This window comes from Streptomyces sp. SID5464 (assembly GCF_009862985.1).
Classification (GTDB): domain Bacteria; phylum Actinomycetota; class Actinomycetes; order Streptomycetales; family Streptomycetaceae; genus Streptomyces; species Streptomyces chartreusis_D.
The window spans coordinates 3,542-29,639 of sequence record NZ_WWIQ01000028.1; the positions used below are offsets into that span (position 1 = coordinate 3,542).

Genomic DNA, 26,098 nt, shown 5'->3' on the forward strand with positions numbered 1-26,098 from the left:
GTCTTCGACCACCCCAGCCCGGCGGCCCTCACCCACCACCTGCTGCCCCGACTCACCACCGCCGGCGAGGCCGATGGGCCCGGCCCGGTCCGCGGCCCCGGGGCCGATCAGGGCCACGGCGATGCGGGGGCGGCACTGCTGGCCGAGTTGGACCGTCTGGAGAGGATGCTGACGGCCGCTCGGGCGGAGGACGTCACGGCGACGGGGGTCGCGGAACGGCTGCGGTCGCTGCTGGACAGGGCGCACACGCGAAGCACGGCAGACGGGGCCGCATCTGTTCCCGGCGGCGCTCCGGTGACCGCCCGGCTGGAGTCGGCGACGGCGGACGAGCTGCTCGACTTCATCGACCAGGAGCTGAGCTGAGCCACTGGAAACGGGTCCGCGAGCGGACCTCCGCCGGCCGGTGACCGGCTGGCCGAAGTCGCTCGCGGAGCCGTCTCGGTCGTCCCCCGTGCGACCGATCGAACGGACCGAACGGATCGAACGGACCGAACGCCGAGCCGCCGCGGCCGCTCGGCCGAGATGGGGAAACATGATCACCGGACACGACCTCGAAGGGCCGGGGCTCGACGCGGGGGCCGGGAGCGTGGACGAGGTGCTGCACGATCTGTGCGACGCCCTCTTCGCCTCGTTGCCCCGCAGCGACCAGCGCGGGCGCGGCCTCGACTACCTCCACGGGCTGATCCACGCCCGGGGGCGCAAGTCCATCCGCAACATCGCTTCCCTGTTCGGGGGGCGGGCCGCCGAACAGCGCCTGCACCACTTCGTGTGCGGGTCGACGTGGCGGTGGGACCCGATGCGTGCGGCTCTGGCGGGGTACGTGGCCGCGGTGGAGCCTCCGGCGGCCTGGGTGGTGCGGCCGTTGGTCATTCCGAAGACCGGGGAGAACTCCGTCGGAGTGGAGCGCGACGCCTCGCCGGCCCTCTACGCCCAGCGAGCCGTCGGCGTGTGGCTGGCGTCGGAGCGCCTGGCGTGTCCGGTGAACTGGCGGCTGCTGCTGTCGGGTGTCTGGCTGGGCGACCCGGTGCGCCGGGCACAGGCGGGCATCCCGGCCGGGGCGTGTCCCGAGTCCATGGAGATGTGTGCGGTGCAGGCGAGCGTGAGGGTGGCGCGTGGCTGGGGGCTGACGGCCCGGCCGGTGGTCGTCGATGTCCCGGAGGTGGACACGCTCGCCGTGCTGGGGCGGCTGCGGACGGCGGGGTTGCGCCGGCTGCTGGTGCGGGTGGACGGCGGGCTGCGGCTTGCGGCCGCCGACGCGGCGCTGCCCGTGCGCAGCGACAGGTACCGGTCGGCCGGGGAGATCATGCGGGCAGCGGCTCCGTTGCGGCGGCCCTATCCGTGGCGGGCTCCGGGCGTGTCACCGGGCGGGCGCGGTGGTCTGCTGGCCGCTGTCCGGGTGCGGGTACCGGCTGCCTCGCTCGGTGCGGGAGCGGCGGGCCGGCACGGGGACCTGCTGTTGCTCGGCCTGGCGGGGCCGGGTGAGCAGTGGCCGGGCGAGCTGTGGCTGACGGACTCGGTCTCCTCGGCACCGGCCGACCTGGCCCGGCTGACGCAGCTGGTGCGGCGCGTCAGCCGTGACGCCGTCGAGATCTCCGAACAGGTCGGCATCCGGGACTTCGTGGGCCGTTCCTTCACCGGTTGGCACCGGCACATGACGCTTGCCTCGGCCGCGCACGCCGTACAAGCGCTTGCCCGGCCGCGGTCGGGGCAGCCGGGAGCGGTGTCGTAGGCCGGTTTTCCCGGCTGCCCGCTACGCTTCGAGGACCTTCTTGATCCGTTCCAGGGTCAGCAGGATGTCGTTCTCCAGCTTGGCGGTCCACTCCGTGATGAACCGCCGCTTCTCCGGCTCCTCCATGTCCTTGGTGATCTCGTGGATCCCGGGGGACGCCCAGCCCATCCAGAATTTCTGGGCCACGACGCACTCCTCACCGTCGGGGGTGATGTCGAAGGTCCAGATGAGTTCCTGCGGTTCTCCGGTCTTGGAGTGGATGCGCCAGCGGAAGCGACGGTTGGGCTCGGTGGTCATCACTTCCGACTTGGTGTGCCAGATCCCCCGGATCAGGGGTGCCCATTCCACGATGTCGTCGGCGCGGTAGTTCTCGCCGCGGTAGATGGATCCCACCTCACCGGGGGTTCCGGAAATCCATTCGCCGCCGCGGAGTTCGGTGCTCCACTCCGCGTGCCTCGGCAGGTCGCTGACCGCCTCGTATATCTCCTTCGCGCCGACCGCCATGCGGATTTCGGCTCCGATGTCGAAGAGGGGTCGCTGATCCAGAATTGACGTCTCCATGTCAGGGATCATGACACCGCACGAAAAGACGGGTCAATTTGTGCGCCCGGTATCCGTCAAGTCGCCCGGGCCGACGGTTCTGCGGGGCGGATCAGGAGCCCGCGCGGATGATTTCGAACAGGCGGAACTCGACGACGCGGTCGGGGAATTCATGGCTCGTGGAGTCGACCTTCTCCAGGCGCAGGCCCTCTTCGTCCGCGATGCGCTGGAGGTGGTCGAGGTCTCCACGGCTGTTGAACCCTATGAACAGCCTGCCGTCGTCGGTGAGGTGGCGCGGCCCCTCTCGCAGGTAGGCGCGGTGGCTCTGGTAGCCACGGTCGAGGACGGAGTGCTCCAGATCCTTGGTGTAGACGAAGTCGGCCGGCGCCTCGATGGCGTTGGAGTTCCAGAAGACGAGGTCGAACCGTTCACCCGTGCCGAGCGCGCCGAACATGTCGCTTTCCAGGACGCGGACGCGGTCGGCCACACCGTGCCGTTCGGCGTTGCGGCGGGTGTTGTCGACGGCGGCGGGCACGATGTCCACGGCTGTGACCCCGGCGCACCCGCTCAGCGCGGCGTAGACGGCGGTGACGCCGGCGCCGCAGCCCATCTCCAGCAGCGTGCCTCCGGCCGGATAGGGCAGCCACTGGGAATAGTTGGCCGTCGATGGCGAGTGGAACGGGGCGAAAACGTCGGGCAGCAGGGTCCACTCGAGCCCCAGCAACTCGAATTCCGTTGTTCCGGATGCCTCGCCCAGCAGCCGTTCCGTCTCTTCTTGTCCGGTCCGGACATTGTTCGTCATCGTGGCGGCAGCCTTCCGTCTGGGACCTGACGGCCGACAGGAGTTGCCGGCCGATTCGGCGTCGTGTTCGACGACTCCCGCACTATGCCGAGGTGCCCCGCGGTGCGCCAATACCCGGTCGCAGACTTCGTCAGGTGCCTCGGGCAACCGGCACCCCGGAATCGGTGCCGCGTACACCCGAATGCGGAGTCATTCAATCCGCAATGGTGGCACTCCGTGAAAAGAATGCCCTTGCTCTCTCCGTGAGCCCAGAACTCCGTCCTGTCAACCCCTAGATTCCCCTAGATCGACTTGGTTCACCTATGAATTGTGGGGTAACCGAGTTGTTCCGGGTGTGTCACACTCGAATCTCATTACAAGGCCGCAGCAGGGGCGTCGAACCGAAGGATCTTCGCCGCGAGCGGCTTCACCGTGCCGGGTCGGTCGTACCGGCACGGTGAGCACGTGTTGGAACGTCGGGGGACGCACAGCGACCGTGCCTGTGAGACGGCTCGGCCCTGCCCCCGCAACAGCTCCAAGTTCAGGGGGACGGGGATGTATCAGCACGTACAGCGGGAGGCTCCAGGTCGTCGCCACGACCTGGGCGAGGATCCGGCAGACACAGGCGAGCCGTTACCCTCGCGCCGACTGCCTTTCCGGCGCGAGGACACGAGCGGACCTTTCGGTTCCGGCGAACCCGCCGGCGGACCGGTCCAGCCCCGGCCGGAACCGGCCCCCGACGTGACGCATCGGCCTTCGGCCCAGGAGCGCGCGGTGTCGTGGAATCCTCCCGGCGCCGTCCTGCGGCACACCGTCTCCACCGACCGACCTTCCACCCACGAGAAAGCGTACCGAGTGGTTCTGGCCCAGCGCGAGGAGCAATTCAGGCACATACGAACGGCGTTCGAGGACTGCCACGGGCAGCGCCGAGGCCATGCCGCCCTCATCACCGGAGCGGTGGGCAGCGGCAAGACGTCATTCCTCGAAGCCCTCACCGACCACTTCTCCGGCGAGGCGGCCCAGGTGCTGCGGGCCGTGGCGTCGCAGGCCGAGCGCGACATACCGCTGGGCGTCATCGGCCAGTTGCTGCACGGCGCACACTTACCGGAGCAGGCCCGCCAGGACGTGCGGGGCCTGCTTCCCGAGCACACCGATGTGGCACAGCTGTCCGGACGGCCGTCGGCCGTCGACCGGATCTCTCCCGTCGAACAGGCGCCCGTCCTGAGCCGTCTGTTCTCCTCCCTCAGCGAACTGGCGCACCGCGGCCCGCTCGTGCTGGCCGTGGACGACGTCCAGCACGCCGACGAGGCGTCACTGCAGTGCCTGCTCTACGTCATACGGCGGCTGCGGTACTCGCCGATGCTGGTGCTGATGACCGAGGCTCCCCTGCTGCGGCTCCCCCACCCCCACTTCCGCGCCGAGCTGCTGAGCCAGCCGCACTTCTCGCGGATCACGCTGGAGCCACTCACCCAGGACTCCCTGGCCCTGCTGGCGGGCCCGGACCCGGGCGCGGCCGATGCCCGCAGGACCGCGGAACGGACGTTCACCGTGACCGGCGGCAGTCCGCTCCTCGCACGCGCCCTCATGGACGACCTGCCGGCGCAGCAGGCCGACGGGGACGGCTCATCGCCGTCCCGGGGCGGTCTGTTCGACCAGGCGGTGCTCGGCTGCCTGTACCGGCACGAGCCGCAGGTGCGGCGGGTGGCACAGGCGCTGGCCGTCCTGGGCCGGGCTACGACTCTCGACGTCCTCGCCACCATGCTCGGCACGACCCAGGAGTCGGCCCTGCGCGCCCTGCACCTGCTGCGCATGTCCGGTCTGGTGGAGGGCCACGAGCTGCGTCATCCGCGCATCGTCCGCTCCGTGCTGGGCGACCTCACCGTGGAGCACCGGCGCGTGCTGCACTCGCGGGCCGCGGAGGTGCTGCGCCACCAGGAGGCGGGGCCGAACGTGCTGGCCGGCCATCTGATCGCGGCGGACTGGGTCGAGGGCAGCTGGGCGGCGCCCGTGCTCCTGGAGGCTGCGGTGCACGCGCTGGCGTCGGGGCGCCCGGAGTTCGCCGGCGCGTGTCTGCGGCAGGCGTGGCGGGCGGAGACCGACGAGGAGCAGCGCGCGGGTATCGAGGCGCTGATGCTGACGGCGCGCTGGCAGGCCAATCCGCTGTCCGCCGAAACGTATTTGCCGGATTTGCTGGAGACGATCCGGGAGCGCGGGGCGTCGCTGCCCCGGATCGCCTCGGTGCTGCCGCCGCTGCTGTGGCAGGGGCGGGTCGGCGAGGCGGACGACCTGCTCGCACAGCTCGAACTCGACGAGGAGCAGGAGACGCAGGCCGCCGAACTCCGGGTGCTGCACCTGCTGGTGGCGCTGTGCCGCTCGGAGGTCCTGGCGGACACCCACTGCCCCGACGGGATGTACGGCTGGGCGCCGCGTACGCCGGTCGTGAGCCCGCAACTGGAGGCGGTGACCCTCCTCCACCAGGCGCTGACGACACAGCCGGACTGTGACGTGGTGGCACGCGGCGAGCAGCTCCTCCGGCGGTACGACGGCAAGACCGGTGCACCCGGTGTGCCGGCCGGGGCGCTGCTGGCCATGCTGTACGCGGGCCGCCCGGACCGGGTCGTGGCCTGGACCGATGCCGTGCTGGACCAGGCGGGGGTGCGCTGTGCGCCGGTCTGGCAGGCGATCCTGGAGGGGATCCGGGGTGAGGCGCTGCTGCGGCTGGGCGACCTCGGGAGGGCCGAGCAGTGCGCCAGGTCGGCGCTGGAGTCGCTCACGCCGCAGGGCTGGGGCGTGCTGGTGGCCGGGCCGCTGGGCACGCTCATCACCTGCGCGGCGGAGGCCGGACGGCACCACGAGGCCGACATGTGGCTGGCGCTCCCGACGCCGGCGGGCATGTTCCAGACGCCGCTCGGCGTGCACTATCTCGCCGCGCGTGGCCGCTACCATCTGGCGGCCGGTCAGCCGGACGCGGCGTGCGAGGACTTCCGGCAGTGCGCGGACCTGATGGAGAAGTGGCGCCTCGACCTCCCGGGCCTGGTGCCCTGGCGGCTGGAGCTGGCCCGGGCACAGCTGCGGCTGGACCACCGGGCGGAGGCGGCACGTCTGATCCACGAGGAACTGTCCGGCAACCGGCGTACCGACCACCGCACGCGCGGCCGGGGGCTGCGCCTGCTCGCCCGGACGGTGCCGGCGGAGCACCGCAAGCGGTGCCTGTCCGAGGCGGTCGACCTGCTCCAGGCCTGCGGTGACAAGGTGGAGCTGGCCAGGGCCCTGAGAGACCTGGGGACCGTGCTTCAGCATCAGTCCGGCGATCCGGGCCGGGCGCACCTGCTGACGCGCCGCGCGTATCAGCTTGCCCAGGAGTCCGGTGCCGAGTCCCTGGCGAACCGGCTGGTGCCCGGGGGGTGCGCGCCGGACCCCGAGCCGGAGCGCGGTCTGCCGCAGTCCGGGTACGGGCTGAGCAAGGCGGAACTGCGGGTGGCCGCGCTGGCCACGCTGGGGCACACCAACCGCCAGATATCGTCGGTGCTGTTCATCACCGTGAGCACGGTGGAGCAGCATCTGACCCGCGTCTACCGCAAGCTGGGCGTGAAGCGCCGGGCGGATCTGCCGGCCGAACTGTCCGTGTACGCCGAGGACGTGGGCGAGACGCCGAAGGGCGAGGCACAGGGCTTCTGACCGGGCGCACCCGACCCGCGGCACGTGCGGAGAGGAACCGCTCCGCCTCCGCACGTGCCAACCCGCACCGGCCCCGGCCACACCACCCGTGGCAGCCGGTCCCGCCACAGCCGACCGGCGCCTGCGTCCCGGCCGGGCGCGCGATGCCGCACCGTCGCCGGGGGCGCTGCCCGGGACGCTCGCTCGAAGCGGCGGCTAGACGCGCATCAGTTCTCTGACGATGTCGGCGAGTATCTCCTCGCCGTCCCGGGTGAGTACCGACTCCGCGTGGAACTGGAGGGACGCGAAGTGGCCGCCGCGCAGGGCGTGTACCTCCCCCGTCGAACGGTCCCGGCTCACCTCCACCACGCCGACACCGGGGCACTCGACCTTGTCCTCCGCGCTGTAGGCGGCGAACGTGTTGTAGAACCCGACGTGCCGTCCGCGGCCGAAGAGGTCGATCGCGCGCTGGGTGCCCTGGTTGGGCGTGCCCCGGCGGCGTACGTCGAAGCCGAGCCGCAGGCTGAGCACCTGGTGGCTGAGGCACACCGCGAGGAAGGGGCGGCGCTCCGCCAGCAGGTCGGCCACGGCGGTGTTCAGGTAAGTGATCTTGCGGTGGTCCGTGGCGAGCGGATCGCCCGGGCCGGGGCCCATCACGACCAGGTCGTGGCCGTCGAGGGTGTACGGCTCGTCGAAGCGTCGTACCGTCACGGACAGCCCGAGGGACTGGAGCTGCCGACCGAGCATCGAGGTGAAGCTGTCCTCGGCGTCGACGATCAGCACGCGGCGCCCGCCGAGCTCCCGGTCGGACCGCGCCCGCTGGGTGTCGGTGCGCAGCCAGAAGTCGGCGAGGACGTGGTTGCGCCGCTCCAGGGCGCTGCAGACCTCGGGGTGGTCTCGGAACCCGCCGTGGTCCCCGGTGAGGGCGCCGATGAGTCCGGCGGCCTTGGCGCGGGTCTCGGCGACCTCCTCGGTGGGGCTGGAGTGACGCACCAGGGTGGCGCCGGTGCCGATCCGGACGGTACCGGCGCGGTCGATGTCGGCGGTGCGGATGAGGATGGACGAGTCGAGCGTCTGCGCCCCGTGCCGGTCCCTGCCGATGAGCGCGACGACGCCGCTGTAGTAGCCGCGGCCCTGCGGTTCGTAGGCGCTGATGACGCGACAGGCGCTCTCCAGCGGGCTGCCGGTGACGGTCGGCGCGAACATCGTCTCGTGCAGGATCTCCCGTACGTCGCGGCCGGTGGCGCCCTGGATGAAGTACTCGGTGTGGGCGAGCCGCGTCATCTCGCGCAGGTGCGGGCCCGTGACCCAGCCGCCGCGTTCGCAGAGGCGGGCCATCATCTTGAGCTCCTCGTCCAGCACCATGTAGAGCTCCTCGGTCTCCTTCCGGTCGGAGATGAAGTCCATGAGGCCGGGCAGGTCGGGGCCGGACTGCGGGTAGCGGTACGTGCCGCTGATGGGGTTCATCACGGCCATGCCGTCGCGCAGGGTGATGTGCCGCTCGGGTGTGGCACCGACCAGGGTGCGCTCCCCGGTGTGCACGACGAACGTCCAGTAGGCACCGGCCTCGCGGCGCAGCAGGCGGCGGAAGACCACCAGCGCGCTGAGCGGCGAGTAGTCGGGGATCCGCGCGACGTACGACCGGCGGATCACGAAGTTCGCGCCGGTGCCCTCGCCGATCTCGTCGTCGATCACGCGGCGGACGGTGGCGGCGTAGGTGTCGTCGTCGACGTCGAAGTGGCCGTCCGTGATCCGGACCGGGAGATCGGGGATGGCGGCCGTGACCTCGGCGACCGAGGCGGTCGTGTGGCTCTCGACGGTCATGGCGAGCAACGGCGTTCCGTCGTCGACGCAGGCGAAGCCCCGTTCGCCGATCTGGCGGTAGGGGACGAGGGTCAGCACCTGGGACTGCGTGCTGCCCGCGGCAGCGGGCGGCGGGGCGGTGGCCGGAGGCAACGGCAGGTCCGCCAGGGTCGTGTGGGTGCCGATGCCGCCGACGATGATGTCGAGGACGTCGGGGCCGTTCGCGGCGGGGCGGTGCAGCAGGGCGAACGGCGGAGGGTCGTCGCTGAGAACGCGGCCGAGCAGGTCGGCGGCGGGCCCGGTGGCGGGCCGGCCGCTCACTGTGCCGCTCCCGGCGCGGTGGCGGGCACGGGCCCGCTGCTGCCCTCGAAGGAGGCCCGGACGTCGGAGCCGGTGAGGACCATGGCGCAGCGCCCGGCGGCGTACTCCAGGGCCGAGCGGTGGTGGCCCTCGGAGAAGTCCGCGGTGGCGTCGGCGACCAGGAACGGCTGGATGCCGTGGCTGAAGGCGTCGACGGCGGTCATCAGCACCCCGACGTGTGCGTAGACCCCGCAAATGATCAGCTGGTCGCGGCCCGTGGCGCGCAGCCACTCCAGCAGGCCTGAGCGGTGGAACGCGCTGTACCGCCACTTGGTGAAGATCTGGTCGCCCGGCGCCGGGGCGAGGCCGTCGGCGATCTCGCGGTGCTCCGGCTCGGGCGACATGCCCGGGCCCCAGAAGTCCGCGAGCAGGCCGCGCTCCTCGGGCGTCATGCCGCCGGGCTGCGCGGTGTAGGCGACCGGCACATCGCGGGCGGCGCAGTCCGCGCGCAGCCGGGCCACGTTGCCGGTCAGGGCCCGGCGCAGGGTGTCGGCGGGCAGCGGTGCGAGGAAGAACCGCTGCATGTCGTGCACGAGCAGCGCGGCGCGATCGGCGTCGGGTGCCCAGCCGGCGGTGTTGGCGGGCAGGCTCTCCCGGGTGGGGAGGGCGTACGGTTCGATGGGCGGTATGCCTGGCATGGCGTTTCCTCTACAGGTGTGCCGGACAGGGTTCAGACGCCGAGCGTGGCTCCGCCGTCGACCGTGAGCGCGTGCAGCGTGATGTGGGAGGCCTCTTCGGAGAGCAGGAAGACGACCGCGTCGGCGACGTCCCGCGGAGCGGCCAGCTTGCGCAGCGGGATGCCGACCTTGAACGTCTCCAGGCTGCCCCGGACGGTGGCCTCCCGGCCGCTGTCGTCGTGCCACATGGAGCTGAGCATCGGCGTGTCCGTGGAGCCCGGTGCCACCAGGTTGCAGCGAATGCCGTACTCGGCGACCTCCAGGCCGAGGCACTTGGTGAACATGGTGGCGGCGGCCTTGGAGGCGGCGTAGGCGGCCATCTGTGTCCGGGGCGTGCCGGCGGCGTTGGAGGCCACGGTGACGAGGGCGCCGCTGCGCCGGGGCACCATGCGGTTGACCACGGCGCGCGACATGTGGAAGACGCCGGTGGCGTTCACGGCGATGGTGTCGGCCCAGTCGGTGTCCGACAGGGTCCGGGCGTCGCCGAGGCGGAGGATGCCGGCGGCGTTGACCAGGTGGTCGACGGGGCCGAGTCGTGCCTCCACGGCGGCGACGGTCGCCTCGACCTCGTCGGGCCGGGTCACGTCGGCGACGAAGCCCTCCACCCGCAGGCCCTCTCCGGCGAGCGCCTCGGTCGTCTCCTTCAGGGCGACGCTGTTGGCGTCCACGGCCGCGAGCACGCCGCCGCGCTCGGCGATCGCGCGGACCACCGCGGCGCCGATGCCGCCGGCCGCGCCGGTGACCAGCGCGACCTTCCCCTCCATGGCGCGGCTGTCCGTCGTGCGAGTCATCGTGCGGAACTCCATTCGCTGTGAGGCGCGTCGCGGTTCACGCGGGGGGTGCTCAACGCCATGCGGTGACGACGCAGTCGGCCTGCCGAGGGTCGAGACGTGGATCGCAGAGCGTCGTGTACTTCCTGCCTACCTGGTCGAACGACGACTCGTTGAGGACGCACTCGGTGACGTCGTCCGGGGTGATCTCGAGGTGGAGGCCGCCGGCGATACCGCCGGCCTCACGAACGGCGCACTGGAACTCCTTGATCTCCCTGAGGACCGATTCCAGCAGCCGGGTCTTCAGCCCGTTGGGCGCGGTCACGGTGTTGCCGTGCATCGGATCGCAGAGCCAGATCACGGGGTGGCCGCCGCCCCGTACGGCCCGTACGAGCGGCGGGAGACGCCGGCCCACGGTGCCGGCGCCCATGCGCGCGACCAGCGTCAGACGGCCGGGCCGGCGGATCGGGTCCAGCCGCTCGCACAGCTCCAGCAGTGTCGCCTCGGTCGTGTCGGGCCCGACCTTGCAGGCCACCGGGTTGGCCACCGCGGCGAGCAGCGCCACATGGGCGCCGTCGGGCTGCCGGGTGCGTTCCCCGATCCACGGCCAGTGGGTGGACGACAGGTACAGCAGCCCGTCCTCGGTGCGGCGCAGCAGGGGCACCTCGTAGTCCAGGAGCAGCGCCTCGTGACTGCTCCACAGGATGCCGGCGTGGTCGGGGGTGCCGTCCGGCCCCCGGGACCAGCCGAGATGGCCCAGCACCTCGGCGGCGGCCCGGTGGCACAGCAGCAGGCGTGCCGGGTCGGGTCTGCGCAGCGCCGGGTCGGGCTCCGGACCGTTGATCAAGTGGCCCCGGTAGACGGGCAGTTCGTACCCGCCGACGCGTTCGGTGGGGCGGGAGCGCGGTTTGGCGTACTGGCCGGCGATGCGGCCGACGCGCAGCACCTGCTTGTGCGTGAGCATCTTCATGCGGCCGGCCAGCATCTCGATCAGTCCGGCCTTGCGGGCGACGTAGCCGCCCGTGCACTCCTCCGGGTCCTCGGCGCAGTCGCCCGCCTGGACGACGTAGGCGCGGCCGTGTGCGACGTCGGCCAGCCGGTCCCGCAGCCGCGCCGTGTCGGCGTACGACACCAGCGGGGGCAGGCCGGCCAGTTCCGCGCGGGCGGCGGCCACGGCCTCCGGATCGGTCCACTGCGGCTGTTGGTGCGCCACGCGGCCGTCGAGGAAGGGGTGGGAGCGGATGTCGGGCTCACCGGCCTCCGTGCCGGTCGCCTGCAACGAATCCATGCGGAGTTCTCCCTGTCTTCGAATCACCGCCATTACGTGTCGCTCGCCGGTGGCCGCCTCAAAATAGTGAGCGACTCCCGGCCCGGCTGGACACCCCTAAAGATGCCCGGCGACTCGGAATGCGGCGTATAGGGGGCGCGGCAACGGAGGACCCAACTGCCCTTCAGGCAAAGGCAGTACATAGGGCGGAGCGAGCCTCTTGATATTCCGCCTAGGGGCGGGCTAGGGGGTGACACCCCTCGACTGCAAATTTAGCCTGAGCCCGCATGCAGCCGTTCATAACCACCTCACGATGAGGCCCTTAACTGCTATGGACTTTGACCTCTCGGCCGCACAGGAGAAACGCTACGCGGAAATCCTTCGGGAGTCGGGCGTTCGTCTCGGCGAGCACCGTCGGGACGGGGATCCGGACGCCGTGCGCCGTGGCTTCCGGACGGCCGCCGGCATGGGTGTGACGGGGCTGTGCCTGCCCGAGGAGTTCGGCGGCGGCGGGCTCGGCGCGCTGGACACTGCGCTGGGCCTGGAGGCGTTCAGCCGCGGCTGCCCGGACACCGGGCTCGCCTTCGGGATCGCCGCCCACCTGCTGGCCTGCGCGGTCCCGGTACGGGACTTCGCCGCCGAGGAGGTCCGCGGCCCGCTGCTCGCGGGGTTGGCGTCCGGCGAGATCATCGCGGCCAACGCCATGACGGAGGACGAGGCCGGCTCCGACATCGGGCGTCTTGGTGTGACGGCCCGCCCGGTGTCCGACGGGTACGTGCTGAACGGGGAGAAGTCCTGGGCGAGCAACGCGCCTCTGGCCGGCCTCGTCGTCACCTACGCCGCCACGGCCCCGGAACTGGGGTTCCTCGGGCTGTCCGCGTTCGCCGTGCCCGCCGATCTGCCCGGCATCTCGTTCGGCGCGCCCCTGACCAAGATGGGGCTGACGAACTGCCTGGCCGGCCGGGTCACGTTCACCGACTGCCACGTACCGCGCCGCTACCTGCTCGGGGCGGAGGGCCAGGGCTCGGGCATCTTCCAGCACTCCATGGCGTGGGAGCGGGCCGCGCTGTTCGGCGTCTACCTCGGGTTGATGGAGCGGCAGCTCGCGCAGTGTGTCGAGCACGCGGGCCGCCGCCGCCAGTTCGGGCGGCGCATCGGCGAGTTCCAGGCGGTGTCGCACCGGGCTGCCGTCATGAAGCAACGCCTGGAGGGTGCCCGGCTGTTGCTGTACCGCGCCTGCTGGCTGCTGGACGGGGGCCGGGAGGACAAGAGCGCCATCGCCCTGGCGAAGGCCGCCGTCTCCGAAGCGGCGGTGGCCAACGGCGTGGACGCCATGCAGCTCTTCGGCGGCTTCGGCTATCTGGCCGGCACCGGCGTCGAGGAGCAACTGCGCGACTCGCTGCCCGCCCGGGTCTTCTCCGGTACCACCGAGATCCAGCGGGAGATCATCGCCAAGGAGCTGGGGTTGTGATGCTGCACCACCTGGTCATCGACTCGGCCGTCAAGCATCCCGACCGGCCCGCCGTGGTGGCGGCCGACGGCACGCTCGACTACGCGCGACTCGACCGTCGCGCCGACGCGTTCGCCCGCCGGCTGCGCGATCTCGGCGTCGGCCGCGGTGACCGGGTCGTCGTCTGGTCGCGGAAGTCGACCGACGTGGTCGCCGCGATGCAGGGCGTGCTGCGGCTCGGTGCGGCCTACGTGCCCGCCGACGACAGTGCGCCCGCCGAGCGCGTGGCGCTGGTGGCCGGCGACTGCGCGGCACGGGCGGTGCTGACCACCGCGGACCGGACGACGGAGCTGTCGGCCCTGCTGCCGGGTGTGCCGTGCGCCGACCTGGTGGAGACCGGGCCCACGGCCGGCCGTGACGACGAGCCTGACGGCCCGGGGCGGTTCGCCGAGCCCGTCGGGCCGGACGACCTGGCGTACATCCTCTACACCTCCGGGTCGACCGGCGCCCCGAAGGGGGTCTGCATCAGCCACCGCAACGCGCTGGCCTTCTCGAGCTGGGTGGTCGACCTGCTCGCCCCCGGACCTGAGGACCGGTTCGCCAACCACGCACCGCTGACGTTCGACCTGTCGGTGCTCGATCTGTACGCCGCCTTCACGGTCGGCGCGGCCGTGCACCTGGTGCCCTCCGAACTGGCCTACGCACCCGAGCAGCTCGTGGAGTTCCTGTACGAGCGACGCATCACGGTGTGGTACTCGGTACCGTCCGCGCTGACGCTGATGATGCGCTCCGGTGGTCTGACGGACCGGCCGGCGCCGGACGCGCTGCGTGCCGTGCTGTTCGCCGGGGAGCCGTTCCCGATCGGCCAGGTGCGGCGGCTTGCGGCGTGGACACCGGCCCGGCTGCTGAACCTCTACGGCCCGACCGAGACGAACGTCTGCACGTACCACGAGGTGACGCCCGCCGATCTGGAACGGGACCGGCCGGTGCCGATCGGCCGGGCGGCGAGCGGCGACCGGGTCTGGGCGCGGGCGGCCGACGGTTCCGTCTGCGGTCCGGGCGAGGAGGGCGAGCTGCTGGTCGACGGACCGACGGTGATGACCGGTTACTGGGGTGCCCCGCCGCAGCGCGGTGCGTATGCCACCGGTGACATCGTGCAGCTGCGCGCGGACGGCTCGTTCGACTACGTGGGGCGCCGCGACCACATGGTGAAGGTGCGGGGCCACCGTGTCGAACTCGGCGATGTGGAGGCGGCGTTGACGTCGCACCCGGATGTGGCCGAGGCGGTGGTGGTGGTCACCGGGCACGGCGTGGACGCCCGGCTGGCCGCGTTCGTGGTGCCCGGGCCGGGCCGCCGGCCCGGCCCTCTCACGCTGCGCGGCCACTGCGCGAAGCGGCTGCCGCGCTACATGCTCGCGGACGTCCTGCGGCTGCTGCCGGAACTGCCGAGGACCCGCAACGGCAAGGTCGACCGGGCCGCGCTCGCCGCGCGGCTCGAACCGTGACGGACACGAAGGAGCACCCATGGCCCAGGACGAGATCGCCGAGCAGATCTCCGCGTTCATCCGGGACCGTTTTCTCGACGGGGACCCGCAGGGCGAACTGGAGGAGACCACGCCCCTGCTGGAGCTGGGCGTCCTCAACTCCCTGAACACGGTGGTCCTCCTGGCGCACATCCGTGAGGAGCTGGGCGTCGCGGTGCCGTCCCTGCGGATCAACCCCAGCGATCTGAAGAGCGTGCGGAGCATCGCGGCAATGGTGCGCGAGCTCCAGCACTCGGCGGTCTGACCACCGCATGGCTGCCGCCGCGCCGCGGCACAGCACGTACGGCCCACAGCCAAGCACTGCCAAGAAACGAGGGTGACGACAGCATGACGGACATCGCCAGCGACGCGGGCAAGATCAACACCTATCTCTCCGGCCGTCCGACGGAACGGCCCCGCACCGAGCACCGGCCGCCGTCCCCGCGGCTGAAGGACCTGGACTTCCTTCTCGGGAGGATGGTCACCCACTTCGACACCGGGGTGCGCATGGAGTCGGTGACCCGGCGCGTCATGCACGATCACTACATCCAGATGGACCTCACCGGGACGTACGCGGACGGCACCTGGAAGCTGGACGGCAAGTGGATCATCGGCTGGAACGAGGTCCAGCAGCAGTTCGAGTCCTACTACATCGACACCATGGGGACGATGGGCACCGTCACCTCGCCGGGCTGGCAGGAGGACGGCCATCTGGTGTTCAGCGGCTTCTGTGTGCTCGGTGAGGTCGGGGTCCGCACCAATACCAAGGACGTGTACACGGTGCTCGGCGACCACCACTTCCAGCTCGACGCGTACGTCGAGGCGGAGGGCGAGTGGAAGCACTACGACACCCAGGACTGCCACGTCACCCCGGAGCAGCAGGGGAGCTGACAGCGAGATGCCCGACGAAGAGAAACTGCAGAAGTACCTCCGGAAGGTCACGGCCGAGCTGCAACAGGCCCGCCGACGGCTCGCGGCGGCGGAGTCACAGAGCCAGGAGCCCATCGCCGTCCTGGGAATCGGGTGCCGGTTCCCGGGGGGCGTGCGCTCTCCCGAGGACCTGTGGGACCTCGTCGACTCGGGCGGTGACGCGGTCGGCGGCCTGCCGGCGGGCCGCGGCTGGCAGGCCGGATCCGCACTGGACGGCGTCAACGCCGGTTTCATCCACGGCGTCGAGGAGTTCGATCCGTATTTCTTCGGCCTCGACCCCGTCGAGGCGGCGGCCATGGACCCGCAGCAGCGGCTGCTGCTGGAGACGACCTGGGAGGCGTTCGAGCGCGCCGGGATCGACCCGGTGGCGGCCCGCGGCAGCCGTACCGCGGTCTACGCCGGTGTGCAGTTCGGCGGCTACCCGCTGCTCATGCGGGAGGCTCCGCCCCCGCAGGTCCTCGACCACCTCGGTCTCGGCAACTCGGTGGGCGCCGCCTCGGGCCGTCTGGCGTACCAGTTCGGTCTGCTGGGCGGCGCGGTCACCGTCGACACCCAGTGCACCTCCTCGATCGTGGCCCTGCACCTCGCCGTGAAGGCACTGCGCAACGGCGAGTGCGCGCTCGCCCTGGCCGGCGGCGCCTGCGTCATGTCGTTGCCGACCGTGCTGATGGACTTCCACCGCCGCAGCCTCCTTGCCCCGGACGGCCGTTCGAAGTCGTTCGCGGCGGCGGCCGACGGCGTCAGCCTCGCGGAGGGCGCCGGCATGCTGCTCCTGGAGCGGCTGTCCGACGCCCGCCGCAACGGCCATCCGGTGATGGCGGTGATCCGCGGTACCGCCATCAACCAGGACGGCGCCACCAACGGCATCATCTCCCCCAGCGGACGCGCGCAGGAACGCGTGATCAGGGCTGCGCTGGCCGACGGACGGGTCACGGCCGACAGCGTCGACGCGGTGGAGGGGCACGGCGTGGGCGCCACGCTCGGCGACGGCGTCGAGGTGACGTCGCTGCTGTCCACCTATGGTCAGGAGCGGCCGGCGGGGCGGCCGTTGCTGCTGGGCTCCGTCAAGTCCAACATCGGCCACACCCAGACGGTGGGCGCCGTCGCCGGCATCGTGAAGCTGGTGATGGCGCTGCGCAACGAACGGCTGCCGCGCACCGTGCACGTCGACGGGCCGACTCCGCACGCGGACTGGTCGTCCGGCACCGTCCGGCTCCTGACGGAGCCCGAGCCGTGGCGGCGCGGCGAGCGGGTGCGGCGCGCCGGTCTGACCTGTCTGACCCTCAGCGGCACGAACGGCCATCTGATTCTCGAGGAGCCGCCCGCGGACGAGCCGGCCGCCCGTCCGGCAAACCCTGAGCGGACGGTGCCGCTGGTTCTCTCGGCCAAGTCGCCGACCGCGCTGCGCGAGCAGGCGGAGCGGCTGCGTGCCACGATCACGGCGGCGGAACCCGTCGACGTCGGACACTCGCTGCACACCACACGATCGTCGTTCCGGCACCGCGCGGTGGTCCTCGGAACCGGCCGGGAGGAACTCGCCGCGGGACTCGACGCGCTGGCCGGCGACAGGACCGCGGACGGTCTGGTGCGCGGGGTCGCCCGCGCCCAGGGGCAGACCGCCCTGCTCTTCGGCGGCGCAGGCGACGGCACGAGCGGCGACCGGCCGGCCGACGCGGAGGGACCGCGCACCGCACGCGGCCTGTACGAGGCGTTCCCGGCGTTCGCGGAGGCGCTCGACGAGGTGACGGAACACCTGGCGGGCCTGCTCGGGCCGGAGGTCCGAGCGGCGGTACGCGAGCCCGGACCGGCGTGCGCCGAGCCGACCGTGGTGGGGCAGGCCGTGGCGTTCGCGCTGAACACCGCGCTGCACCGGCTGCTGACGGCGTTCGCGGTACGACCGGACGCCACGCTCGGACACGGTGCCGGTGAGGTGGCCGCGGCGTACGCGGCGGGCGCCCTGTCACTGGCGGACGGCGCCGCCCTCGTGACGGCGCTGGGCCGGATCACCGAGCGGGTGGCCACGGGGCCGGGCGCATCGGTGTGGGTGCGGGCCACCGAGGACGAGGTCCGCGCCGCGCTGTCCGGCAGCCAGGAGCAGGTCGGTGCCGCCGTGGCCGCGGTCGACGAACCGGGCACGACGGTCGTCTCCGGCGACGCCGGAGCCGTGGCACGGGTCGCCGCCCACTGGCGCGCACACGGCCGGGCGACGGGTGCCCCGCGCCCCGCACGGCTGCTGCTCTCACCGGACGACGAACAGGCCGCGCTGGCCGAACTGCGCGCCATCGTCGCGGGTTTGGCCTTCCGTGAGCCGGAGGTGCCTCTCTTGTCCACGGTGACCGGACAGCCGGTGGAGCCGGCCGAACTGCGGTCCGCCGAGCACTGGCTGGATCACCTGCGCGGGCCCACCCGCTTCCTGGACGGGGTGCGCCGCCTGCGGACGGACGGTGTGACACGGCTGGTCGGGCTGGACCTGTCCGGTGACCTCACCGGTCCGGCCGGCCGCAGTGCCGCCGGCTTCGGCGAGCCGGGCCGGCCCCTGCTTCTGGCCAGTGTGCCCGGCGGCGGACGGCCCCCCGGGCAGGCACTGCTGTCGGCCCTCGGGGAACTGCACACCGACGGCGTCGCCATCGACTGGTCCCAGGCGTTCGAGGGCCGTGGAGCGCGCCGGGTGGATCTGCCGACGTACCCCTACCAGAAGGTGCGCTGCTGGTTGGTTCCGCCCGAGCCGCAGGTCTCCGTGGTCGCCGCTCCGCCGCATCCGCTGCTGGGCACCGCCCTGGACCTGGTGGACGCCACGGGGCAGTCCTTCACGCAGCAGCTGACGCCGGGGCAGGTGGCGGGCGTGTTCGGGCAACAGCTGTACGGCACGCCGGTGCTGCCCGCCGGGGCGCGGCTGGAGTGGCTGCTGGCGGCGGCCCGGCACGGGTCCCCCGACTCGGCGTGGACGCTCACCGGCATACGCCTGCCCGGCACGGTGAGCGCCGCGTCCGGCACCCCGGTCGCCCTCCAGACCTCCCGGGAGGACAGCGGCGACGGGCACCGGGTACGGGCGTTCGTCAAGGGGCCGGGCACGGGCGGCGGCCGATGGGCCGAGAGGGGCGGCGCGACGGTCGTCCCGGCCGTGACCCGGCCCGCACCGGACCGGGTCGACCCGGAGTCGCTGCCCGAGGGTCTGGCCGAACTGGACGTCGCGGAGGTCTACCGGCGGCTGTGGCGGCAGGGCAGCGACTACGCGGAGCCGCTGCGGGTGTTGCGACGGGTGTGGCTCGGCGGTGACGAGGCCGTGGCCCTGGTGGGCACGGCCGACGTGCCGACGGGGCCGAGCGGGTGGTCGCGGTGGGCCGCGGTGCTCGAAGCGGCCGTTCAGCTCGCCGCGCTGTCCGGCTCCGGCCCGCGCACGCCGGTGTCCGTGGACCGGCTGGAGGTGTCCGGTCCGCCGTCCGAGGTGGTGTGGCTGCGCGTGCGGCACGGCGCTGACGGAGCGGCCGACGCGGTCGTGCTGTCCGGGGAGGGCGTGCGACTGGCGGCCGTGCAGGGGCTGCGGCTGCGGCCGATGGCCGGCAGGGAGCCGGCAGGGCTGGCGGAGGCGCCGCTGGAGCGGCACGAAGTGGTGTGGCACGCTCTCGCCGAGGACGGTCGCCCGGGCGCCATCGGCGGCGGCACCGGCAGTTGGCTGGTGTTCAGCGACGACCCGGAGCGGGCCGCCGCCTGGTGCGATGAACTGGCGCTGTTCGGCGTGCCCGCGGTCGCGCTGGCCGGCGAGGACGCCGAGGGGCGTGACGGCACGGAGACCGTGCCGGTCGGCACCGGCGACCCGGACGTCGTGGGAAAGACGTTCGCGGAACTGCGGGAGCGGGGCGTCACGGTGGCCGGGCTGCTCGTGCACGACGCGGGTGATGCGCGCGAGCCCGCCTCGGGCGCCGATGACCCACTGGACGCCGCGTGCCGCCGCGGCGGCAGGACGCTGGCACTCGTGCGGGGGTTCCTCCAGGAGTACGCGGAGCAGACGCCGCGGATCGTGCTGTGCTCGGCGGGCGCGGCGGCCGGACTCGCGGGCGGGCCGCCACACCCGGCGCAGGCTCCGCTGACGGCGCTGTTCACGTCCCTGGTGTGGGAACACCCGGAGCTGCCGTGCGCGCAGGTGGACCTCGACCCGGCGGAGGACCCGCCCACGGTGGTGTCCCTGCTCGGCCAGGTGATGCGGCTGCCGGGCGCGGGCAGGCTGGCCGTGCGCGGCGGGCGCTGGTTCGAGGCCCGTCTGGAGCGGCGGCCGGCCCCGGCGGACCGCGGTGAGCGACTCGCCCTGCGGCCGGACGCCACGTACCTGGTGGCCGGCGGCGATACGCGACACGCGGCGGCGGCACTGGAGTGGCTGGCCGCGCGGGGTGCCCGTTCGGTGGTGCTGGCGGGTGCGGAATCGGAGCGGGGTGACCTGGCAGGCGCACGAACGACCGGTCATGCGGGTATCGAGCGCTTGGAGCACGTGGCCGTCGACCTGTCCTCGGCTGCGGACGTGGCCCGGCTCGCCGAGTTGTGCGCCGATGGCCGGCCACCACTGCGTGGCGTGCTGCTGCTGCCGCAGCCGGTCGCCGGCGGGGGGCTGGACGAGCTGGACGGGGCGCGGTTCGGCGCGGAACTCGCCGGTGCCCTGCGCGGTCCCGTGGAGCTGACGCGGCGGTTCACAGACGTCGGCCTCACGGGCGGTACGGACTTCTTCGTGCTGTCCACGTCGGTCGTGTCGCTGCCCGGCCGGGCCGGCACGGTCGTGGGGTCTGCGGCCGACGCGTTCCTGACCGCGCTGGCCAGGCATCACCGGCAGGCCGGCCTGCCTGTGGTCGCCGCGGCCTGGGGGCCGTGGCTGGAGTCCGTCGACGAGTCGGACGAGGCGCCGGCCGTCGCGTTCGCCGAGGCCGGGGTGTACCCGGCGCCCGGCGGCGAGATGCTGGACGCGCTGCTTCCGCTGCCGGCCGCCGGGGAGGCCGATGGTTCGGGCGAGGCCGGTCTGGCCCGCGTGGACTGGGACCGGTATCTCACGGCGGGCCATCGCCCGCTGCCGTACACCGTGCTGGAGACGCGCGCGTCGTACGACGAGGAGAAGGCCCCGGGCTTCGGCCAGAACCGGATGAAGGGGGCCCGTAAGAAGAAGGGTTGAGGGTTGCGGACGGGCGAGGCAGCCCGGCCGTACAGCGGCCCCCGCACCCGCGGGGGCCGCTGCCGTGTGTCCGGCCGGGTTCAGGTGCGCGTGGCGGCGTCCTCCCCGACTTCGCGCTCGGTCTCCGGCGGTGCGATGTCCGACTTCTCGATGTCGAGGTGGGGCAGCCTGCGCTCCAGCCACTGCGGCAGCCACCAGGCGGCCCGGTCGAAGAGCGCCATCACGGCGGGCACGATGGTCACGCGGAGGACGAACGCGTCGAGGAACACCGCGACGGCGAGGGCGAATCCGAAGGACTTCGTCAGATCCGCGTCGGCCAGGATGAAGCCCGCGAACACGCTGATCATGATGAGGGCCAGGGCCGTGACGACTCTGGCGCTCTGCATGAAGCCCTTGACGATGGCTTCTTCCGGTGTGTTCCCGCGGGCGTACTCCTCCCGCATCCGGGTCACGAGGAACATCTCGTAGTCCACGGCCAGTCCGAACGACAGGCCGATGACGATGACGGGGAGCAGGTTCACGATGATGCCGGTGGAGTGGATGCCGAGCAGGTCGTTCAGCCAGCCCCACTGGAACACCGCGACGAGCGCCCCGAACGTGGCGGCGAGGCTGAGCAGGAAGCCCAGGGTCGCCTTCAGGGGCACCAGGATCGACCGGAAGATGACGATCATCAGCAGGAACGCGCACCCGACGACGATCAGCAGGTAGGGCAGCAGCGTGTCGGCGATCCGCTTCGACATGTCGATGTTGATCGCGGTCTGACCGGTGACGGCGACGTCCGCCTCGCCGGACGTCCGGGTGTCCTTCACCGCCGCCCGGATGTCGTCCACGACCTCCTCCGTCTCGGCCGCCGTGGGACCGCTGCCGGGCACCACGGTCATCACCGCGGCGTCGCCGGCCTTGTTGGGCACCGGCGGGCTCACGTCCGCCACGCCGCGGATGCCGGACAGCTCCTGCCCGATGCTCTCCGCCGTGGCCCTGGCGTCCTTGCCGCTCTTCGCGGTGTCGACGACCACGGTCAGCGGCCCGTTGAACCCGGGCCCGAAACCCTCGGTCAGCAGGTCGTACGCCTGGTGCGAGGTCGAGCTCTCCGGCTCGGCGCTGTCGTCGGGCAGCCCGAGCCGCAGGTCGAGCGCGGGCACCGCCAGGATGCCCAGCACGACCACGGAGGCGAGGGAGAACAGGACGGGCCGGCGGATGACCAGCCGCACCCAGCGCATGCCGAACGTCGGCTTCCCGTCGGCCCGGTAGCCCTGCGCACGGTGCTGCGCCTCCTCGTAGACCTCGGCGAGTGCCGCCTTGTCCTGGACGTGGGCGGCGCGCCGGCCGTGGATGCGCCGGCCGAGGAAGCCGAGGAGAGCGGGCACGAGGGTCAGGCCCACCAGGGTGGACACGACGACGGCGAACGCGGCGGCGAGGCCGACCTGGGTGAGGATCGGGATGCCGACGACGACCAGACCGGCGAGCGCGATGGCGGTGGTGAGCCCGGCGAACAGGACGGCGGCGCCGGCCGTGGTCACGGACGTGCCGATGGCGTGCTCGGGATCCTCGCCGGCCCGCAGTTCCTCCCGGTAGCGGAAGGCCACGAACATGGCGTAGTCGATGGACATGGCGAGGCCGAGCATCAGCGCGAGCGCGGTCGTGTCCGAGTTGAGGTCCGTGAATCGGGTGCTCAGCTCGATCATGCTGAGGCTGAAGACGACACCCAGCATGGCCGCGAGCAGCGGGAGTCCCGCGGCGACGAACGAGCCGAAGGTCACGAACAGGACGACGGCCGCGGCCGCGAGTCCGATGAGCTCGCCCGCGCCCTGGCCGGGCCGCGGCTGGGCGGCCTCGCCGCCGAACTCCACGGCCAGTCCGGCCCGCGTCCCCGGCTCGGCCGTGTCCAGCAGCGCCTCACGGTCCTTGTCCGCCAGATCGTTCCTGGGGACCGAGTAGGCCACCTGCGCGTAGGCGATGCGCCCGTCCGGCGAGACGGCCTTGTCCTCGAACGGGTCGGTCACGTCGGCCACGTCCGGCAGGTCACGCACCTCGCTGAGGACCCGCCCGATCGCCTGCCGGTAGTCGGGTCGGTCCAGTTTCCCGCCCTCCGGCGCGGCGAACACGACGCGCGCCACCGCGCCCTCGGCCGAGGCCTCCGGGAAGCGCTCGTCCAGCAGGTCGATGGCCTGCTGCGACTCCGTGTCCGGGATGGAGAGCGAGTCCACGGTGGGCCTGGACAGCAGCGCGCCGGCGACGCTCACGACGACGACGGCAGCCACCCAGAGTAACGAGACCAGGCGTCGTCGCCGGAAGCACGCGCGCCCCAGCCGGTAAAGAGCGAGCCTCATGACAGGCAACCTTCTTTTAGGAGTCGACTTTCAATTGATAGCCTACTAGCACTTTGAGGAGATGAGAACTCCTCCTCGCTGCCACCGCCGCACGCGGCCGGGCGCGGCACAGCCGTGACCGGCCGGCCGCCGGAGAGCCTGGAGAATGTGGAGCATGAGCGTGTCCAACCTGAAACCGACGCAAGGGACCGGCGAGCATCCGGGGAAGATCAGCCAGCGGGAGCGCAAGAAGGCCAAGACCCGGGCAGCCATCCAGCAGGAGGCCCTGCGGCTGTTCCGGGACCAGGGCTACGAGGCGACGACGATCGAGCAGATCGCCGAGGCCGCCGAGGTCTCGGCGAGCACCGTGTTCCGCTACTTCGCCACCAAGGAGGACCTGGTCGTCTCCGACGACGAGACGTTCTTCGTACAGGCCTTCCGCGCGCAGCCGCCCGAGCTGCCCCCCGTCCAGGCCATGCGCCGCGCCCTGTACAGCACTCTGGAGGGCCTCTCGGCCACGGAGATGAGCACCCAGCGCGACCGCGACATCCTGATGGTGACCGTGCCCGAGCTGTGGTCGGCGAGTCTGGGCAACGTGAAGCAGACGCTGCGGACCCTCGCCGAGCTGGTCGCGGAGCGCACCGGGGCCGGTCCTTCGGACGCTCCGGTGCGGGCGCTGAGCGGCGCGATCTTCGGGATCATGATGGACGTCATGCTGCGCTGGGCCAACCAGCCGGAGCTGGACCCCGCTGCCGAACTGGACCGGCTGCTGGCCTGCCTGGAGGACGGGTTCCAGGAGCCCGGGGCCTGAGCCTCGCGCCGGGGCGGAGCACGAAGACCCCGGGTGCGGTGACGATGCCATGGCGTCGCCGCACCCGGGGTCTTCGCTTCGCTTCGGCCGGCCGGTGCGGTCAACTCCCCGCGCGGCCGGCGCGGGTCAGTCGTCGCCGAGCTCCTTGTCGATGAGGCCGAAGATGTCCTCGTCCGACACCGAGTCGACGGACACCGTGTCGAGCGACACCGCGTCGGGGGACGCGGAACCGAGCGGCACCGAGGCCGGGTCGTCGCCGTAGGCCGAACGCCGCCAGTTCCACAGCAGCGTCTCCAGCCGGCCGGTGATCTCGTCCCGGTCGTCGGTGTCCGCGAGCGTACCGAGGAGTTGCTCGAGGCGGTGGATCTCCCCCAGCGCCGGGGCGGCCTCCTCCGCCTGCTGCGGCTGGAGCCGACCGAGCAGGAACTCGGCGAGCGCGCCGAGCGTCGGATGGTCGAACACGAGGGTCGTCGGCAGACTCAGACCGGTGGCCGCGGCCAGCCGGTTGCGGAGTTCCACTCCGGTGAGGGAGTCGAACCCGAGGTCACCGAAGGGCAGTTCGCGGTCGAACTCGGCCACCGTGGTGTGCCCGAGAACCGCTGCCACCTCGGTGCAGAGTGCCTCGAACAGCACCGCGGGCCCTCGAGCCGCGGACGTCTCGGCGACCAGACGCGCCAGCGGCGCCGGCCCCTGCTCGGCCGCCGGTTCCTCCTCGGCCCGCCGCGCCTCGGGGATCTCCGCGATCAGCGGCCGGGGCCGGGCCGCGTGGTACGTCTCGGCGAACCGCTGCCAGTCCAGGTCGGCGACGGCCACGAACGTCTCGTCGTGCCGCACGGCCTGGTGCAGCGCGGCCAGCCCCGTCTCGGGGTCCAGGGTGCGCATGCCGCTGCGGCCCAGCCACTCGACGGCCTCCTCGTCACCAGCCATCCCACTGCCCGCCCAAGCTCCCCAGGCCACGGCCGTGGCGGGCAGGCCGTGGGCGCGGCGATGCTCGGCGAGGGCGTCGAGGTAGGCGTTGGCCGCCGCGTAACCGGCCTGCCGGGTGCCGCCCCACACGCCCGCGTTCGAGGAGTAGAGGACGAACAGGTCGAGTGGCGTGTCAGCGGTCAGTTCGTGCAGGTTCACCGCGCCGGCGACCTTGCCCGCGAACACCTCCGCGATCCCCGGCAGGTCCGATTCCAGCAGGGCGGCTCCGCTGCCGAGCGCGCCCGCGGTGTGCACGACGGTGGTCAGCGGGTGCTCGGCCGGGATGCCGGCGAGCAGCTCTGCGAGCGCGGCCCGGTCGGAGACGTCGCAGGCGGCGATCGTCACCTCGGCCCCCGTCGCGGTCAGTTCGTCCCGCAGTTCACGGGCACCTGGAGCCTCCGGCCCACTGCGGCTGACCAGCAGCAGATGCGCCGCGCCGTGGCCGGCGAGCCACCGGGCCGCGTGCCCGCCGAGCGCACCGGTGCCGCCGGTGACCAGCGCGGTGCCCGTCGGCCGCCAGTCGCGCACCGGTGCCGCCCCGCCCAGCGGGGCGCGCACCAGCCGGCGGGCCAGGACGCCATCGCCACGGACGGCGACCTGGTCCTCGTCGCCGATACCGGCCAGAGCGGCGGCGAGCCGCTCCCCTGCCCGGTCGTCGAGTGCCGGGGGCACATCGATCAGACCGGCCCAGCGCTTGGGCTCCTCCAGAGCGGCGACCCGGCTGAGTCCCCACACCGGGGCCTGCTCCGGCCGCACCGGCCCGTCGTCGTCCGTCGCCCGCACGGCCCCGCTCGTCACCGACCACAGCCGGGCGTCGATCCCCGTCTCGGCCAGCGTCTGGATCAGCAGCACGGTGCCCGCCACACCGGCCGGCAGCTCGGGATGCGCGGGCACGGGCGCCTCGCACAGCCCCAGCAGCGACACCACTCCCGCGATCTCGGGCGTACCGGTGGCCGCGTCGCGCAGCGCCGCCCTCAGGGCGTCCCGGGCCTCGCCGCTCCCGGCGTCCACCGCGAGCCGGCGCACCTCGCCGCCGTGGCGGGTGATGGCCCGGACGCACCCGGACACCGGCTCCGCGTCGTCCAGCCCGGCGGGGACGACGACGAGCCAGGTCCCGGACAGCTCCGGCGTGCCGACGGCAACGGGCTTCCAGTCGATCCGGTACCGCCGGGCATCGAGCCGACCGCTCTGCCGCTGACGTCGTCGCCAGGACGACAGCGCGGGCAGTACCGCCCCCGCCGCGGAACGGCCGTCGTCGTCCAGCCCGACGAGCGCACTGAGCTGCCCCACGTCCTGGCTCTCCACCAGGTCCCAGAACTCCCGCTCCACGGGGTCGCCGGGCGCGGCCGTCTCCTGCTCCAGCCAGTAGGGGG

General features: G+C 72.6%; 17 protein-coding genes. 9 read left to right on the top strand and 8 right to left on the bottom strand.

Annotation, left to right across the window (positions count from 1 at the left end):
• On the top strand, positions 1-363 hold a 363-nt coding region (locus GTY47_RS18825; protein WP_158688488.1), incomplete at its 5' end, for a hypothetical protein.
• A gap of 169 nt (positions 364-532) precedes the next feature.
• Positions 533-1,729, top strand: a complete 1,197-nt coding sequence (locus tag GTY47_RS18830) for a transposase (RefSeq protein WP_010048968.1) — start codon at positions 533-535, stop codon at positions 1,727-1,729.
• Between the two features lie 21 nt (positions 1,730-1,750).
• Here GTY47_RS18830 and GTY47_RS18835 read toward each other — a convergent pair whose 3' ends face one another.
• The gene (locus tag GTY47_RS18835; RefSeq protein WP_010048970.1) at positions 1,751-2,290 is read right to left on the bottom strand and encodes an SRPBCC family protein; all 540 of its coding nucleotides are present in this window, start codon (positions 2,288-2,290) and stop codon (positions 1,751-1,753) included.
• 91 nt (positions 2,291-2,381) lie between these two features.
• Positions 2,382-3,071, bottom strand: coding sequence for a methyltransferase domain-containing protein (locus GTY47_RS18840; RefSeq protein WP_010048972.1), 690 nt, complete (start codon positions 3,069-3,071; stop codon positions 2,382-2,384).
• Between the two features lie 834 nt (positions 3,072-3,905).
• Between GTY47_RS18840 and GTY47_RS18845 the strand changes: the two genes are divergently transcribed.
• Complete coding sequence (locus GTY47_RS18845; protein WP_010048974.1) at positions 3,906-6,728, top strand: LuxR family transcriptional regulator; 2,823 nt, start codon at positions 3,906-3,908, stop codon at positions 6,726-6,728.
• A gap of 195 nt (positions 6,729-6,923) precedes the next feature.
• Here GTY47_RS18845 and GTY47_RS18850 read toward each other — a convergent pair whose 3' ends face one another.
• The 4 genes from GTY47_RS18850 to GTY47_RS18865 form a co-directional block, all read right to left on the bottom strand.
• A complete protein-coding gene (locus GTY47_RS18850; protein WP_010048976.1) occupies positions 6,924-8,831 on the bottom strand; it encodes a phenazine-specific anthranilate synthase component I in 1,908 nt (635 codons plus the stop codon).
• Entirely contained in the window at positions 8,828-9,508 is a 681-nt protein-coding gene (locus tag GTY47_RS18855; RefSeq protein WP_010048977.1) for an isochorismatase family protein, read from the bottom strand. Before GTY47_RS18855 ends, GTY47_RS18850 begins: the two co-directional genes overlap by 4 nt.
• Positions 9,509-9,540: 32 nt before the next feature.
• Positions 9,541-10,311 (bottom strand): 2,3-dihydro-2,3-dihydroxybenzoate dehydrogenase, encoded by a 771-nt coding sequence (locus GTY47_RS18860; protein WP_010048979.1) that lies wholly within the window; start codon positions 10,309-10,311, stop codon positions 9,541-9,543.
• Positions 10,312-10,390: 79 nt separating this feature from the next.
• Positions 10,391-11,605 carry a 3-deoxy-7-phosphoheptulonate synthase gene (locus GTY47_RS18865; protein WP_010048981.1) on the bottom strand — a complete coding sequence of 405 codons (1,215 nt, stop codon included), beginning with the start codon at positions 11,603-11,605 and terminating at the stop codon, positions 10,391-10,393.
• A 310-nt stretch (positions 11,606-11,915) separates the two neighbouring features.
• On the opposite strand from GTY47_RS18865, the gene GTY47_RS18870 reads away from it, so the two are divergent.
• The 5 genes from GTY47_RS18870 to GTY47_RS18890 all read left to right on the top strand — a co-directional run bounded on the left by GTY47_RS18870 (position 11,916) and on the right by GTY47_RS18890 (position 20,639).
• Positions 11,916-13,055 (top strand): acyl-CoA dehydrogenase family protein, encoded by a 1,140-nt coding sequence (locus GTY47_RS18870; protein ID WP_010048983.1) that lies wholly within the window; start codon positions 11,916-11,918, stop codon positions 13,053-13,055.
• Positions 13,055-14,539: an amino acid adenylation domain-containing protein gene (locus GTY47_RS18875; protein ID WP_040904494.1), complete on the top strand. Its 1,485-nt coding sequence runs from the start codon at positions 13,055-13,057 to the stop codon at positions 14,537-14,539. Before GTY47_RS18870 ends, GTY47_RS18875 begins: the two co-directional genes overlap by 1 nt.
• 19 nt (positions 14,540-14,558) lie before the next feature.
• The gene (locus GTY47_RS18880; RefSeq protein ID WP_010048986.1) at positions 14,559-14,822 is read left to right on the top strand and encodes an acyl carrier protein; all 264 of its coding nucleotides are present in this window, start codon (positions 14,559-14,561) and stop codon (positions 14,820-14,822) included.
• Positions 14,823-14,905: 83 nt separating this feature from the next.
• Positions 14,906-15,448, top strand: coding sequence for a DUF1579 family protein (locus GTY47_RS18885; protein ID WP_010048987.1), 543 nt, complete (start codon positions 14,906-14,908; stop codon positions 15,446-15,448).
• Positions 15,449-15,455: 7 nt separating this feature from the next.
• Positions 15,456-20,639, top strand: coding sequence for a type I polyketide synthase (locus GTY47_RS18890; protein WP_010048988.1), 5,184 nt, complete (start codon positions 15,456-15,458; stop codon positions 20,637-20,639).
• An 80-nt stretch (positions 20,640-20,719) separates the two neighbouring features.
• Here GTY47_RS18890 and GTY47_RS18895 read toward each other — a convergent pair whose 3' ends face one another.
• Positions 20,720-22,882: an MMPL family transporter gene (locus GTY47_RS18895; protein ID WP_343336049.1), complete on the bottom strand. Its 2,163-nt coding sequence runs from the start codon at positions 22,880-22,882 to the stop codon at positions 20,720-20,722.
• A gap of 241 nt (positions 22,883-23,123) precedes the next feature.
• Between GTY47_RS18895 and GTY47_RS18900 the strand changes: the two genes are divergently transcribed.
• On the top strand, positions 23,124-23,759 hold the full coding sequence (locus GTY47_RS18900) for a TetR family transcriptional regulator (protein WP_010048991.1): 636 nt from the start codon (positions 23,124-23,126) through the stop codon (positions 23,757-23,759).
• A gap of 126 nt (positions 23,760-23,885) precedes the next feature.
• Here GTY47_RS18900 and GTY47_RS18905 read toward each other — a convergent pair.
• Positions 23,886-26,098: SDR family NAD(P)-dependent oxidoreductase (locus GTY47_RS18905; RefSeq protein WP_010048992.1), on the bottom strand; the 2,213-nt coding region annotated here is incomplete at its 5' end.

Coding starts and splice junctions, on each gene's coding strand:
- GTY47_RS18835 (WP_010048970.1), bottom strand. CDS start 2,290: ATGGAGACGTCAATTCTGGATCAGCGACCCCTCTTCGACATCGGAGCC.
- GTY47_RS18875 (WP_040904494.1), top strand. CDS start 13,055: ATGCTGCACCACCTGGTCATCGACTCGGCCGTCAAGCATCCCGACCGG.
- GTY47_RS18860 (WP_010048979.1), bottom strand. CDS start 10,311: ATGGAGGGGAAGGTCGCGCTGGTCACCGGCGCGGCCGGCGGCATCGGC.
- GTY47_RS18870 (WP_010048983.1), top strand. CDS start 11,916: ATGGACTTTGACCTCTCGGCCGCACAGGAGAAACGCTACGCGGAAATC.
- GTY47_RS18830 (WP_010048968.1), top strand. CDS start 533: ATGATCACCGGACACGACCTCGAAGGGCCGGGGCTCGACGCGGGGGCC.
- GTY47_RS18885 (WP_010048987.1), top strand. CDS start 14,906: ATGACGGACATCGCCAGCGACGCGGGCAAGATCAACACCTATCTCTCC.
- GTY47_RS18900 (WP_010048991.1), top strand. CDS start 23,124: ATGAGCGTGTCCAACCTGAAACCGACGCAAGGGACCGGCGAGCATCCG.
- GTY47_RS18855 (WP_010048977.1), bottom strand. CDS start 9,508: ATGCCAGGCATACCGCCCATCGAACCGTACGCCCTCCCCACCCGGGAG.
- GTY47_RS18890 (WP_010048988.1), top strand. CDS start 15,456: ATGCCCGACGAAGAGAAACTGCAGAAGTACCTCCGGAAGGTCACGGCC.
- GTY47_RS18865 (WP_010048981.1), bottom strand. CDS start 11,605: ATGGATTCGTTGCAGGCGACCGGCACGGAGGCCGGTGAGCCCGACATC.
- GTY47_RS18880 (WP_010048986.1), top strand. CDS start 14,559: ATGGCCCAGGACGAGATCGCCGAGCAGATCTCCGCGTTCATCCGGGAC.
- GTY47_RS18840 (WP_010048972.1), bottom strand. CDS start 3,071: ATGACGAACAATGTCCGGACCGGACAAGAAGAGACGGAACGGCTGCTG.